At 60.7% G+C, this 14,284-nt stretch carries 12 protein-coding genes; 9 read left to right on the top strand and 3 right to left on the bottom strand.

The features are described from left to right. Positions 1 to 295: 295 nt before the first annotated feature. Positions 296 to 895 (bottom strand): ribonuclease HII, encoded by a 600-nt coding sequence (locus ACMQ11_RS12100; protein ID WP_418993041.1) that lies wholly within the window; start codon positions 893 to 895, stop codon positions 296 to 298. Between the two features lie 74 nt (positions 896 to 969). Between ACMQ11_RS12100 and ACMQ11_RS12095 the strand changes: the two genes are divergently transcribed. Both ACMQ11_RS12095 and ACMQ11_RS12090 read left to right on the top strand, forming a co-directional pair. Then, on the top strand, positions 970 to 1,998 hold the full coding sequence (locus ACMQ11_RS12095; protein ID WP_418993031.1) for a hypothetical protein: 1,029 nt from the start codon (positions 970 to 972) through the stop codon (positions 1,996 to 1,998). 160 nt (positions 1,999 to 2,158) lie between these two features. Beyond that, complete coding sequence (locus tag ACMQ11_RS12090) at positions 2,159 to 3,076, top strand: helix-turn-helix domain-containing protein (RefSeq protein WP_418993030.1); 918 nt, start codon at positions 2,159 to 2,161, stop codon at positions 3,074 to 3,076. A 221-nt stretch (positions 3,077 to 3,297) separates the two neighbouring features. Here the strand turns inward: ACMQ11_RS12090 and ACMQ11_RS12085 are convergent, their stop codons facing one another. Beyond that, complete coding sequence (locus tag ACMQ11_RS12085; RefSeq protein WP_418993029.1) at positions 3,298 to 3,750, bottom strand: hypothetical protein; 453 nt, start codon at positions 3,748 to 3,750, stop codon at positions 3,298 to 3,300. 360 nt (positions 3,751 to 4,110) lie between these two features. Between ACMQ11_RS12085 and lipA the strand changes: the two genes are divergently transcribed. The 4 genes from lipA (at position 4,111) to ACMQ11_RS12065 (ending at position 11,018) form a co-directional block, all read left to right on the top strand. Beyond that, positions 4,111 to 4,998 carry a lipoyl synthase gene (lipA, locus tag ACMQ11_RS12080; protein ID WP_418993028.1) on the top strand — a complete coding sequence of 296 codons (888 nt, stop codon included), beginning with the start codon at positions 4,111 to 4,113 and terminating at the stop codon, positions 4,996 to 4,998. Next, complete coding sequence (gene lipB, locus ACMQ11_RS12075) at positions 4,995 to 5,801, top strand: lipoyl(octanoyl) transferase LipB (protein ID WP_418993027.1); 807 nt, start codon at positions 4,995 to 4,997, stop codon at positions 5,799 to 5,801. The genes lipA and lipB overlap by 4 nt, the downstream gene beginning before the upstream one ends. 212 nt (positions 5,802 to 6,013) lie before the next feature. Beyond that, complete coding sequence (gene recJ / locus ACMQ11_RS12070) at positions 6,014 to 7,780, top strand: single-stranded-DNA-specific exonuclease RecJ (RefSeq protein WP_418993026.1); 1,767 nt, start codon at positions 6,014 to 6,016, stop codon at positions 7,778 to 7,780. A 79-nt stretch (positions 7,781 to 7,859) separates the two neighbouring features. After that, positions 7,860 to 11,018, top strand: coding sequence for an ATP-binding protein (locus ACMQ11_RS12065; RefSeq protein ID WP_418993025.1), 3,159 nt, complete (start codon positions 7,860 to 7,862; stop codon positions 11,016 to 11,018). Between the two features lie 70 nt (positions 11,019 to 11,088). On the opposite strand, the gene ACMQ11_RS12060 is transcribed toward ACMQ11_RS12065, so the two are convergent. Next, positions 11,089 to 11,619, bottom strand: a complete 531-nt coding sequence (locus tag ACMQ11_RS12060) for a nitroreductase family protein (protein WP_418993024.1) — start codon at positions 11,617 to 11,619, stop codon at positions 11,089 to 11,091. A 130-nt stretch (positions 11,620 to 11,749) separates the two neighbouring features. Here ACMQ11_RS12060 and ACMQ11_RS12055 point away from each other — a divergent pair, with 130 nt between their 5' ends. Genes ACMQ11_RS12055 through folE form a run of 3 tightly spaced genes read left to right on the top strand, consistent with a single transcriptional unit; the run spans position 11,750 to position 13,803 of the window. Next, entirely contained in the window at positions 11,750 to 12,589 is an 840-nt protein-coding gene (locus tag ACMQ11_RS12055; RefSeq protein WP_418993023.1) for an HAD family hydrolase, read from the top strand. After that, complete coding sequence (rdgB, locus tag ACMQ11_RS12050) at positions 12,586 to 13,170, top strand: RdgB/HAM1 family non-canonical purine NTP pyrophosphatase (RefSeq protein WP_418993022.1); 585 nt, start codon at positions 12,586 to 12,588, stop codon at positions 13,168 to 13,170. The genes ACMQ11_RS12055 and rdgB overlap by 4 nt, the downstream gene beginning before the upstream one ends. An 18-nt stretch (positions 13,171 to 13,188) precedes the next feature. Beyond that, positions 13,189 to 13,803 carry a GTP cyclohydrolase I FolE gene (gene folE / locus ACMQ11_RS12045; RefSeq protein WP_418993021.1) on the top strand — a complete coding sequence of 205 codons (615 nt, stop codon included), beginning with the start codon at positions 13,189 to 13,191 and terminating at the stop codon, positions 13,801 to 13,803. Positions 13,804 to 14,284 lie beyond the last annotated feature (481 nt).

Here is a 14,284-nt window from a genome sequence, read left to right as displayed (position 1 = left end):
CCCTCTTCTCCTCCGACAAGCCGCAGGTTGTGCACGATGAACGGAAGTCGTGTACACGGTGAAACCCTCGGTCTTGCGGCTTCGGCTTAAGAAACTGTCGCTTCGGACGGACAACCGCGCAGGAGGTTCCGAATCCCTCGTCCAAATAGTTCAAAGGCCTACCCGGCGCCGTGATGGCGGCCCCGGGCAGGCCCTTTTTTTGTGGCCGGAGCGGACCCCTATTTACGAGGAAGCGCCATTACGCTGTTCGCAACCAAAACAACAAAGGAAATTCCCGCAAACCCGGTCATTCGGGCTAAAAGGCCAGCTCCAACTGGTCGATCTCGTGGTTGAACGTCAGGCGGTGGTGGGGTGTGAGGCCGTATTCGCGGATGGCGAGGCGGTGCTGGCGGGTGGGGTATCCCTTGTTCTGCAACCAGCCGTAGTGGGGATATTCGTCGGCCAGGCGGACCATGTACTCGTCGCGGTGCGTCTTGGCCAGCACCGAGGCGGCCGCAATATCGGCGTATTTGCCGTCACCCTGCACGACGCAACAATAGGGCATTCCGAGTTGCGAGCGGAAACGGTTACCGTCGATCACCAGAAATTCCGGCTGCGGATCGAGCCGCAGAACGGCCTGCGCCATCGCTTCGAACGAGGCATTGAGAATATTGATCCGGTCGATGCGCTCGGCCGAGACGGCTTCCACGGCCCACGCAACGGATTCCCGCTCGATCACCGCGCGCAGCCGGTCGCGGTTGCGCGCGGTCATCTGCTTCGAATCGTTGAGCAGCGGGTGGTGGAAATCGGGCGGCAGAATGACTGCCGCGGCAAAGACGGGTCCGGCGAGACATCCGCGTCCCGCCTCGTCGCAGCCCGCTTCGAGCAGGTCGTATCGGCTCCGGGTCTCCAGCATCGTGTACAAAGTTACGAATTATTTGGTCCCGTTCCGGCTTTTTTCGCTACTTTTGCGTCGAGCAGCCACTTACCATGAAATTCGACATCGCCCGCCAGCCGCTCGTCCCGGCTTTTCTCACCCTCGCCGCAATCGCCGTCGCGGCCATGTGCCGTGTGGATGCACGCGCCGCGCTCGATGCACTCTTCGAGAGCACCGATGCGAGTACGAGCCTGGCACCGGACGCCGTCGAGGGGCTCCGCATCCCGCCGCTCGCCACGCTGCTCTTCCGGTTTCAAAATGCCAGTCCGGTCTGGGCGCACCTGATCGGCGGCTACCTGATCCTCTTCGCCGGTATGTGTACGGGACGGCTTTCGGTCCGATACAATCTCTACACGGTCGGAACCTGCCTCTCCATTCCGCTCTACGCCGTGGCGGCCTGCGGAATCGCAGCCGACAGCCATTACCTCGCGGCCTATACCGCCTCGGCTCTCATGGCCCTCTCGATAAAGAATTTTTGCCGCTCGTTCCGCAACGGCTACGGGTTCGACGGCATTTTCCGGGCCGCGCTCTACCTGAGTCTGCTGGTCCTGGTAATGCCCGCCGCCGCACCGCTGCTGCTGGCGCTGCCGCTGGCCGTGCTGCTCTTCCGCCGCACGATCCGCGAAAGCGTCGTCTCGCTGGCAGGTCTTGTGCTGCCCGCGGCCACCCTCTGCTACCTCAACTGGGGCTCCGGAGGCACTTTTTTCGCCCCGGTGGAGGCGCTTGTACAGCTCTTTACCGAGGGAACACCCCTCCAACTCTTCCGCCATACGCCGCTCCCCGGGCTCTTCCTGCTCGGGGGCATAGCGCTGCTCACCGTCGTGGCGCTGCTCTTTTTCCTGACGGACCTCTATGCCGCCGGCAGCAAGCCCCGGTTCCTGCTCCTATTTAATATAGGTGTGCTGCTGCTGAGCGCCGCTGCACTTTGCGGCCCCGCAGCGACGCCGGCACTCTACGCCCTGGCCGCCGTCCCCGCAGCCCTGCTGCTGCCCCTGTTTTTCGTCCGCATCCGGCCCTCGATCGCGCTGGCTCTCTACCTCGTGTTGCTTGCTGCGACGGGTTTCAACATCTTTGTGCAATAAGTTATTTAGTCCAAATGATACTATCATAAGGCTCAAAAGGCTTTTTATACCCCTTGTGGCCATTTTTTATTTTAGAATTATAAGTTTTAATTGTATATTTGGGGATGAACAAAAAGTGACGCAACTGTTTGTTCAGAAAAACTTAAATTACAATTAAACAATGCACAGATCTATTTTCTCGTCGGCTCAGCAGCCGATGATCGTGAAGTACGTGGAGACGCTTCACAACGGAATTCAAACGCAGACGCTTTCGCGCTATGCAATCGGCTTCATCCTCCGCGGAACGAAGTACATTTACGACGGCGACAAGCGTCAGACACTCAGCAAGGGAGACATCTTCTACCTGGGTATCGGCCACCACTACATCGAGAACTTTCCCGAGAACGGCCAGCCTTTCGAACAGATACTCTTCTACTACACGCCCGAAGACCTCCAGCGCATCCTGCTCCATCTGAATATTACCTACGGGCTGAACATTTCGAACGAACATTCGTGCGAAAACTGCCGCAACCGCGCCCACGTGTCCATGCCCGGGTGGAACTCGGTGCGCAACTTTTTCTCCAACACCAACAACTACCTGCGCGACGAAGATTTCCACCACGACGAGACGGCCGAGAACATCAAGATGACCGAACTGATCTACCTCCTGGCCTCGCACGAAGACTGCTGCATCAAGAGCAAGCTGCTGAGCACGGTCGATGCGGCCAAGGAGAATTTCGAGCAGATCGTCTACGACCACATCTTCAAGGAGATTTCGATCGAGGAGCTGTCGAAGCTGACCAACCGTTCGCTCACCTCGTTCAAGAAAGAGTTTCGCCGCCATTTCCAGATGCCGCCCCACAAGTGGTACATCCGCCAGCGGCTGATGCACTCGCGCCTGCTGCTGATCTCGACCTCGAAATCGATCTCCGAGATCGGCAACGAATGCACGTTCCCGAACACCTCGCATTTCATCAAACTCTTCAAGAAAGAGTACCAGATGACGCCCGCGACCTACCGCAACCGACACATCACCTCGCTGGGCACCGAGAAGAAAACGCCGGCCCGCGAGAAGAGCGAAATCCGCGAAGCGCTTTAATCAAAAACTTAGGAACAGATCCGTAATTAAAAAATTTTAATTACAATCTATTAGCGAAAAAGTGATTATTCGACAAAAATGTTACAAAATATTTGGATTTAACTAAAATTCGATTTACCTTTGTACTACAAAACGTGGGGTCCTCCCACTCTCATTAACCTAACTAACCTAACCAGAGAATCCCGATACTGCCAGGTATCGGGATTCTTCTTTTTTGTCGGTCATCCGACCGTCTCGGGTCGCATCCGCGCATATTCGGCGCGGATCAGCGGTTCGTCGCAAACGAGGCTTCGGAGGAGCGGATCGCCGCCGCAGCAAGCCAAAGCCTTGTCGAGCACCGCGAAGAAGCGCAGGCGCAACACGCGGCAGGGGAAGCTCTCGCGGCCGTAATCGTACTGCGTCCCGTCGAGACAGCTCAGGATCGCTTCGCGCCAGGCCCTTGCCGCACCGGGTTTCGCGCCGGCGGCCAGGAGGAAATCGCCCAGCCGCTCCCACTCGATGCTCTCATCGAAAGCCGTCCGGTCGGCGTTGCCGCCGCGACGACGGATCGCGCGTATGCGCTCATAAGCGGCCTGCTGCAACCGGAAGCGGACCTCGGGGTCCAGTTCGAGTTTGTTTCCGCGCAGCCGCGCTGCAAGACGGTAGTGCGTCCTGCGAATTTCGGATTCTTTCATCACTGCATTTTTTTGAAAGTGAAACATCGGCTCCGGGTCCGTCGCAGCTGTCAAGGAACGGGACGGGCACAACAATCCCGTCGAAGCGGTCCTGCGAGGACGCCGGAGATTTTCAAAAAAGCAGAAACAAAAGATTTAGAGTCACATACGATTCGGCAAACGGCTCCGATACAGAACGGAAAACATACGGAGCGACTTTACGGATGCAAAGGTAGAGAAAAATTCGTGAAATTCCAAACCGTTCGTACACACCGTGCTGCGAAATCGACGCCCCTCGGCGAAAACAATAATTGAAGAATAACGGGGAATTGTCAATAATTTTTTCTATTTTTGCATCAATATGGAAAATAATGAACTTAAATGCCGAAGTTATATGACCAGGTAGATGCACTCAAAAAACCCGGATGGCTGAAGATCCGACTCCACCGCACCCCGCAATACGCCGAGGTTCGGCACATCGTCGATAAACACGCTTTACACACGATTTGCAGCAGCGGCCGCTGTCCCAACCAGGCCGAATGCTGGAGCCGGCGGACAGCGACTTTCCTGATTCTGGGTGACATCTGTACACGCGGCTGCCGCTTCTGCGCAACGCAGACGGGGCGTCCTTCAGCCCCCGACCCCGAAGAGCCCCTCCGGGTTGCAGAGAGTGTACGCCTGATGAAACTGAGGTATGTCGTCGTCACCTCCGTCACGCGCGACGACCTCCCGGACGGCGGGGCCGCACACTGGGCCCGCACCGTGGAGGCGATCCGCAAGGAGAATCCCGACGCCGCAATCGAGCTCCTTATTCCCGATCTGGACGCACGCCCCGACCTCTTGGACGTGGTGGTCGCGTCGCAACCCGACGTGGTCGGGCACAACATCGAAACCGTCGAACGGCTGACCCCCGCCGTCCGCTCGCGGGCCCGTTATCGCACCAGTCTGGAGACGCTGCGCTACCTCTCGGCTCAGGGCGCAGCCACCAAGAGCGGCCTGATGGTCGGCCTGGGCGAAACGGACGACGAGGTGATCGAAACCCTGGCGGACCTCTACCGGGCGGGGGTGCGCATCGTCACGCTGGGTCAATACCTCCGTCCCACCCTCGAGCACTACCCCGTAGCGGCGTATGTCGCTCCCGAGAAATTCGAATGGTACCGGGAGAAAGCCCTCGAGATGGGTTTCGCCTACTGCGCAAGCGCACCGATGGTCCGCTCGTCGTACCGGGCGCACGAGGCGCTCGAAAGCCTTAAAGCCCCGCGCGGATGAGAGCCCGCTGCCGGGACCTCGGCCGGATGGACTACGCCTCCTGCCGCGCGTTGCAGCAAACGCTGTTCGACGCGCTCCTGACCCGAAAAAGGCCCTCCTGTCCGGCAGCGCCCCAGCATCCCGGCAGGCGGACGCACGGAGCCGCCGAGGACCCCGAACAGGGCGGCAGCCGGGCGGTGCAGGCATCCGGCGCGGACCCCGAGGGTTCGCAGACGGAGAACTGGGACGAAGCCGGCACGGTTTTGCTGGTGGAGCACCCCCCGGTCTACACGCTCGGCAAGAGCGGGCGGGCGGAGAACCTGCTCATAAGCCGCCAGGCGCTCGAAGCGCTCGGCGCACAGTTCTTTCACATAGACCGCGGCGGCGACATCACGTTCCACGGTCCCGGGCAGTTGGTTTGCTACCCGATCCTCGATCTCGAGCGGTTGGGGCTGGGGCTGCGGGAGTACATCGAGGCGCTCGAAGAGGCCGTGATCCGCACGGTGGCCCGATACGGCATAGGCGCGGGCCGCGTCGCCGGTGCTTCGGGGGTCTGGATCGACTCCGAGGGGCCCGCGCCGCGCAAGATTTGCGCAATAGGCGTCCGCGCGTCGCGTTATGTCACCATGCACGGATTCGCGCTGAACGTCTCGACCGACCTCGCATGGTTCACGCGCATCAACCCCTGCGGATTCACCGACCGCGGGGTCACCTCGATCCGGCGCGAAACGGGCCGGACGGTCCCGATGCAGGAGGTCAAGCGCGCAGTCATCGAAGAACTGGCTGCCGCGCTGCGGTGCCGGATAGAAGCACCCGCCCAGTAGCCGCCCGGACCGGAAAACGCGCTGGGACGAGAGGCGGCCACGCCCTCCAGCAAGACCCGGAGGGCGACCGGAACCATCGCAAGGGAGCAGCCCCGCGACGGCAAAAACTGAAGAAGCCGTAAACGCGTTCCTTTCCGAAAGAGGGCCGAGGCGGAATAGTAAAGAGACGAAAAAGGAAAATTAAATGTTAAAAAAAATAAATAATAATTCGTATGCCTGTAGAAAAACGATGGGTAGTCAAACCGCAGGGCGATTCCGTGGCGGTGGCGAAGCTCGCCACCCGGCTGAGGATCTCGCCCGTGCTGGCGAACCTGCTCGTACAGCGAGGCATAGACACGGTAGAAAAGGCGGAGAAATTCTTTAAACCCGCCCTCTCGGACCTCCACGATCCGTTCCTGATGAAGGACATGGACAAGGCGGTCGAGCGGGTCGAACGCGCCGTTGCGAACCAGGAGAAGATCATGGTCTACGGCGACTACGACGTGGACGGCTGCACGGCCGTCGCGCTGGTTTACAAGTTTCTGCGCCAGATCGGGCACAAAAACCTGATCTTCTACATTCCCGACCGCTATACCGAAGGGTACGGCATCTCGGTCAAGGGGATCGACCTGGCGGCCCGCAAGGGCGTCGGGCTGATCATCGCCCTGGACTGCGGGATCAAGGCCACGGAAAAGGTCGTCTATGCGAAACAGAAAGGCGTGGATTTCATCATCTGCGACCACCACCTCCCGGCCGAGGAGATTCCCCGCGCCGTAGCCGTTCTGGACCCCAAGCGGGTCGACTGCTCCTACCCGTTCGACGAACTGTCGGGCTGCGGCGTGGGATTCAAACTGGTCCAGGCCTATGCCCAGAAACACGGCATTCCGTTCGACGAGATTCAGGGTCTCCTGGATTTGCTGGTCGTATCGATCGCCTCGGACATCGTGCCGCTGGTCGACGAAAACCGCATTCTGGCCCATTACGGACTGAAAAGTCTCAACCGCGAGCCGTCGAAAGGGCTGCTGTCAATCATCAAGATCTGCGGCCTGGACAAGCATTGCATCACCATCGACGACATCGTTTTCAAGATCGGGCCGCGCATCAACGCCGCCGGACGCATGCGCATGGACGAGAACGACGAGAACGCCTCGCCCTCGGGCGGACACGCCGCCGTGGAGCTCTTGATCGAGGGCAACGAGCGCGTGGCCGAGGAGTTCGGCTCGGTGATCGACGCCTACAACCAGGACCGCAAGTCGATCGACCGCTCCGTAACGCAGGAGGCGCACAGCTACATCGAGTGCAACCCCGAGATGAAGCAGCTCAAGAGCACCGTGGTCTACAACCCCAGGTGGATGAAAGGCATCGTGGGGATCGTGGCCTCGCGCCTGATCGAGACCTACTACCGCCCCACGGTGGTGCTCACCATGTCCAACGGCTTCGTGACCGGCTCGGCGCGTTCGGTGCCGGGATTCGACCTCTATCAGGCCGTCGAGTCGTGCTCGGACCTGCTGGAAAATTTCGGCGGACACATGTATGCCGCGGGGCTGACGATGCGCCCGGAGAACGTCACGGAGTTCACGCGCCGCTTCAACCGCTTCGTCGAGGAGAACATCGACCCCCAGATGCTCATCCCGCAGGTCGAGGTGGACAGCGAACTGCTCTTCTCCGACATCACGCCCCAGTTCCGCAAGGACCTGGGCCGCTTCCAGCCGTTCGGGCCGGGCAATGCGGCGCCCGTGTTCGCCACCTACGGGGTGAGCAACCACGGCGACGCCAAGCTGGTGGGCATGGAGTGCGAACACCTGCGCATGGACCTGATGCAGCGGCAGAAGCCCAACACGACGATCCAGGCCATCGCCTTTCAGCAGCCGACGCACTACGAGTGGGTGCGCTCGGGCCGTCCGGTGGATGTCTGCTACCAGATCGTCGAGAACCACTACCGCGGCACGGTGACCACCCAGCTGCGCATCAAGGATATAAAACCCGTACTGAACAGATAAACCCAACCGGGGGAAGAACCCGCCCCGGCGGGCTCTCCCCCTTATCCGCACCTCCGGTGCGGCAGCACCGACCCGAGCCATGAGATTCTTGAAGAAACCGATTCGTATTTCGATCCACATCGTGCTGTGGACCATGTTTTTCAGCTGCCTGGTGGCCCATCCGTTCTCCCAGGCCACCAGCAGCCCTCCAGGCGACAGACGCGACTACATCCTTATTCTGAACACCTACACCGAATCGTCGTCGTGGAGCCGCAACATCGTCAACGACATCGTGACCCACATCGAGGGGATCGACAACCTGGAGGTCTATACCGAAAACATGAACATGCTCCTGATGCGGGGCGACCAAAACGATGAGATCAAACTCCGCGATTTCGAGCGGATGCTGGAGCGCGAATACGGCAAAAACCCGCCCCGGATGCTGGTGCTGCTGGGAGCACCGATCGCCGTGCTGCGCGATTTTCTCAAGGAGACCTGGCCCGATGCACCGTTGATCTACTGCTCGGAGATGGACTACATCGGTCCGGCCGAGGCCTACCTCAAGCGCCGCGCCATCACCCGCGAGGAGCGTGAACCGCTCTACGACAAGGCTGCCACGGACAACCTGACGCTTATCCAGTCGCCTTTCTACCTGCGACAGAACATCGAACTGATGCAGCGCATGATCCCCGGCATGGACTCGCTGGTCTTCGTCGGCGACGGCCGCTACATCAACCAGCAGGCCGATTACGACCTGCGGGAACTCCTCGCACGCGAATACCGCCACCTCCACTACCGCTTCTACTCAGCCGAAAAGATGTCCACCGAGGCGCTGCTCGATTCGCTCAATACGCTCGACAACCGCACCACGGGCGTGCTGTTCTCCTCGTGGCATTTCGTCAAGAAGATCAGCGGCAGCGACCTCCCCGTCACCGACTCCTACCGCGTGATCGCCAGCGTCGAGGCGCCCATTTTCTCGCTCACATCCACCGGATTGAGCACCGGCGGACTGGTGGGCAGCTACGCCTACGACGACAGCAACGTCTCGCACCGCATCCTCGAGACCATCGACGCCGTGCTCGCGGGCGAACAGCCGCGCGACATTCCGTTCTATGTTCCGACCTCGGCGCATCCGATCTTCAACTACCCGACGCTCGTGCGCAAAGGACTCTCGACCAACACCTGCCCGTCGAACTCGGTCTTTCTGAACAAACCCGCCTCGACGCTCGAACGCTACAAGTGGCCCATCGTGGCGGGCGGCGTGCTCATGTTCCTCTTCATCCTTTTCCAGCAATGGCGCATCCGCGCGATGCACAACATCGAGGAGGCCCGCAAGCGCGAGTCGGAGAGCCAGGCCCGCTATTTCAACCTCTTCAACCGCATGCCGATCATCTACATCCAGGAACAGGTGCTCTTCGATGCGGACGGAAACCCCTCGGACACGCGGTTCTCGGACGTGAACGCCCATTTCGAGCGGATGTTCTTTCAGCGCGAACGGATCATCGGCAAAACCATCGGGGAGCTGCTGCCCGAGCAGAAAAACGAATTCCTGCACATGGTCCGCCTCGTGCTGACCGAGAACCGGACCATCACCTATCCGTTCTACTACGACAAGCTGGACATGTTTTTCGAGGTGATCGTCAGCCGGTCGTACAACGACGACTGCATCGACATCTTCTGCCTCGACGGAACGGCCCTGCACAAGGCGCAGAACAAGCTCGCCTCGATCAACCGCAAACTGGCCATGGCCCTCGACGTGGCCGACATCGTACCGTGGAAATGGGACCTCGCAAACCACACCATCTATTTCGACTCCAACCAGATGCGTGATCCGGCCAGCCACGAGGAGCAGGAGCACATGCAGCACGCCATCTCCGAAGAGCGCTATTTCGGCAAGGTGGTCGAGGAGGACCGCGACCGGGTGCGCAGCGCCTACGACCGGCTGATCGACGGCTCGTCGCCCAAGTTCCGCGAACAGTACCGCATCCGGATCGAGAGCGGGTCGCGTCCGCGCACGGAGTGGGTCGAGGTGCAGGCCGGCGTGGAGACGCGCGACCGCGACGGCCGGCCGCTCACGATCGTGGGTTCGTCGCTGGTCATCACCCAGCGCAAGCAGATGGAGCAGGAGCTGCTCTCGGCCCGCGACCGCGCCGAGGAGTCGAACCGCCTCAAATCGGCTTTCCTGGCCAACATGAGCCACGAAATCCGCACGCCGCTGAACGCCATCGTCGGCTTTTCGGAGATTCTGGCCAACACCGAGGAGCAGCAGGAGAAACAGGAGTACGTCTCGATCATCGAGAACAACAACGCCCTCCTCTTGCAACTCATCGGCGACATCCTCGACCTGTCGAAGATCGAGGCCGGTACGCTGGAGTTCGTCCACACCTCGTTCGATCTGAACGCCCTGATGAACGAGAGCAAGGACACCGTGGGGCTGAAAGTCCGCGAGGGCGTCGAACTCACGTTCGAACAGCCCGCCGCGGAGTGCTGCATCCTCACCGACCGCAACCGCCTGGCGCAGGTGCTCATCAACCTGTTGACCAATGCCGCCAAATTCACGCACGAGGGCTCGATCCGCTTCGGCTACGAACGACGGGGGAGGAAAACGGCAGAACTCTATTTCTGGGTCACCGACACGGGCTGCGGCATCCCCGCCGACCGCAAGGACCAGGTTTTCGACCGCTTCGTCAAGCTCAACAGCTTCAAGCAGGGCACCGGACTGGGTCTGTCGATCTGCCGCACGATCGTCGAACACCTCGGCGGGCGGATCGGCGTCGAATCCGATGAGGGCCAGGGCGCGACGTTCTGGTTCACGCTGCCCTACGTGGCGGGCGAGACCGAACCGGAGGAGGAGCAGACGCTGCCGCCCCTAAAGGTCGAACGCGACAAGCTCACCATCCTCATCGCCGAGGACAACGAGAGCAACTACCGCCTTTTCGAGTCGATCCTCGGGCGCGACTACCGGCTGCTGCACGCCTGGAACGGGCAGGAGGCCGTCGAGCTCTTCCGCAAGCACCGTCCGCATATCGTGCTGATGGACCTCAACATGCCCGTGATGAACGGCTACGAGGCCACGGCCGAAATCCGGCGCATTTCGGCCGACGTGCCCATCGTGGCGGTGACGGCATTCGCTTACGCCTCGGACGAACAGAAAGTCATGTCGAGCGGTTTCGACGGCTACATGCCCAAGCCGATCAACGCCTCGCAACTCAGGGCGCAGATTCTCGACATGCTCCGCAAGCGGCTGACGCTGATCTGAGGTCTCCCTCTGATGGAATCGCCCCTGCCACGCTCGTTGCGGCAGGGGCGATTGCGTCAGGAGGGAGCGGCTATCCGAGGCGGATAATGCGCCCCTCGTCGTCTGCGGGCGGCAGCGGCGCGGGCGTGAAATCGGAGTAGCCGATCGCCACGGCGCACAGGGGTTCGCATCCGGCGGGGATGGGCAGGAACTCCCTCAGGTAGTCGGCGGCCTGCTCCCCGTCGGGCTCCGCCTTGAGGCGGGGCCGCCCGTCGACATGGACCCAGCACGAGGCCAGCCCCTCGTCGACGCAGGCCAGTTGCAGCACGGTGGCCGAGATGGCCGCATTCACGCGCCACAGGTCGCTCGCGGCCGTGTCGCCCAGGACGACAATGGCCAGCGGTGCGCCTTTGAGAAAGCCCGAGCCGTAGTCGCGCATCGGCGCCATGCGGGCCACCGAAGCCGGATCGTCCACGACCAAAAGGCGCGTCGAACGGCTGTTGCGCGATGAGGGGGCCGGCAGGGTCAGGCGCAGGATGCGCTCCACGACCTCGCGCGGAACAGCGCGGTCCGAGAATTTGCGGATCGAACGCCGCTTTTCGATCAACTCTTTGAACTCCATCCCTTTTTTCGTTTTGGTTCTATGCTTGCAAAAATAGTGAAAAAACGTTATCTTTACTTGAAATTCCCGCAGACGCCCGCATAAAACGAACGGGGCTGCGTTTATACGGAAAACTTAAAGCGCAAAAACGATGGACTACCGATTCACCATAGCCCTGATCTACGATTTCGACGGCACGCTCTCGCCCGGAAACATGCAGGAGTACGATTTCATCCCGGCCGTGGGCAAGAGCAACAAGGAGTTCTGGACCGAGGCCAACAAGCTGGCCGAGGATCAGGACGCCGACATGGTGCTGACCTACATGGCCCGCATGATCCAGGAGGCCAAATCGAAAGGCTTGTCGCTCCGGCGCGAAGCGTTCCAGGAGTCGGGGCGCCGCGTGACGCTCTACAAGGGGGTGAGCGAGTGGTTCGGCCGCATCAACGCCTACGGCGCCGAGCGCGGCATCCGCATCCTGCACTACATCAATTCGTCGGGGCTGAAAGAGATCATCGAGGGTACGGAGATCGCCCACGAATTCCGCAAGATTTACGCCTGCTCGTTCCTCTACGACGTGGACGGCATCGCGTTCTGGCCCGCCGTGGCGGTGAACTACACCAACAAGACGCAGTTCATCTTCAAGATCAACAAGGGCGTCGAGTCGGTCTTCGACTCGAAAATGGTCAACCGCTACATCCCCGAAAACGAGCGGCCCGTGCCGTTCAAGCACATGATCTATGTGGGCGACGGCACGACCGACATTCCCTGCATGCGGCTGGTGAAGAATTCGGGGGGCCACTCGATCGCCGTCTACAACCCCGATCAGAAAGGGGCCCGCCGCGAGATGGCGTCGCTCATCCACGACAACCGCGTGAGCCACGTCTGCCCGGCCGACTACTCGCCCGGCACGGAGATGGACACGCTGGTCAAAACCATCATCGACAAGATCGACCTGGACGACAAACTCGAAAAAATGGAGGCTGTAAAATGAGGAAACTGCTCTTCGCAACCAACAACGCCCACAAGCTCGCCGAGGTCCGGGCCGAGCTGGGCGACGCTTGGCAGCTGGTGACACCGCGCGACTGCGGCGTGACGGAGGAGATTCCCGAGACGCAGCCCACACTTGAGGGCAACGCTTCGCAGAAAGCGCGCTACCTTTACGACCGCACCGGCATGGATTGCTTTGCCGACGACACGGGGCTGGAGGTCGAGGCGCTCGGAGGCGCTCCGGGCGTCCATTCGGCGCGCTACGCCACCGACGGGCACGATTTCGCGGCCAACAACCGGCTGCTCCTGCGCAACCTGGCCGGCTGCGGGAACCGCCGCGCACGTTTCCGGACGGTCATATCCCTGATCCTGGGCAGTGAAGAGCACCTCTTCGAGGGGGTGGTCGAGGGGCATATCATCGAGCACGAAACCGGAGACGAGGGGTTCGGGTACGACCCGCTGTTCGTCCCCGACGGCTGCGACCGCACGTTCGCCCAGATGACCACCGCCGAAAAGAACGCCACCTCGCACCGCGCCCGCGCCGTGCGCAAGCTGGCCGGGTACTTGCTTGCGATGGAAAAATAGGCTACCTTTGCCCGACTTATGGAAGAGAAAAGCTGCAACTACAACAAGGAGGAGCGGTTCGACCCGAAGACCGTCGAGGCCCTGATGGGCCATTACCGCGAAATACTGCGCCTGTTGGGGGAGGACCCCGCACGCGAGGGGCTCATGAAAACCCCCGAACGGGTGGCCAAGGCCATGTCGTTCCTGACGAAAGGCTACGAGGAGAACCCGCTCGAGATCGTCCGCTCCGCGACTTTCCGCGAGGAGTACAAGCAGATGGTGCTCGTCAAGGACATCGAACTCTACTCGCTCTGCGAGCACCACATGCTGCCGTTTTACGGCAAGGCGCACGTGGCCTACATTCCCAATGGCTACATCACGGGGCTCTCGAAAGTCGCCCGCGTGGTGGAGTGCTACGCCCGGCGGTTGCAGGTGCAGGAGCGGCTGACTGTCGAGATACGCGACTGCATCCAGGAGGCGCTCAACCCGATGGGGGTGGCCGTGGTGATCGAGGCCAGCCACATGTGCATGCAGATGCGGGGGATCGAGAAGCAGCAGTCGGCGACCACCACCTCGGCTTTCACGGGCATTTTCCTCTCGGACCACCGCACCCGCGAAGAGTTCATGACCCTCATCTCGCACCGATACAGGTAGCGCAGCAATTCACAATTCATAATTTCGCGGGAAAGGCGGCTTAGGCGGTCTGTCGTTCCGGGCGGCGGCTGTAACTGCGATCCCTCGACTGCACTCGGGGGTCGAGTTCCGGGCATTCCCGCCTGCGCTTTATTTCTCACCTTTCACTTTATTTGCAGTTCGCAGCCAGCGGAGGAATGCTCGAAGCCAAAGAGCTGAGTGCAGTCCTCCGCCCGGGTGGCTGCGGACAGCCGCCGCCAAAGGCGGCGCGGACAAGACAGGAAGCGGAAGATTCCTCACATGCGTTCGGAATGACATTTGGTAGCGCGCGTAATGGCAAATTATTACGCCCCCCCCGACCGAGCTCGGGGATCGAGGACGAGTGAGTTAGCACCTCGTCATTGTTCTGGTTTCGTGGGCACATTTCACTTTTCACACTTCACCTTTCACCTTGATTGCGACCCCTCGGCTGGGCTTGGGGAGGGCTATTGTCTGCGACCCT

It is taken from the genome of Alistipes sp. (assembly GCF_048465575.1).
Taxonomy (GTDB): Bacteria; Bacteroidota; Bacteroidia; order Bacteroidales; family Rikenellaceae; genus Alistipes.
This window is presented reverse-complemented; position numbering and strand designations above follow the sequence as displayed.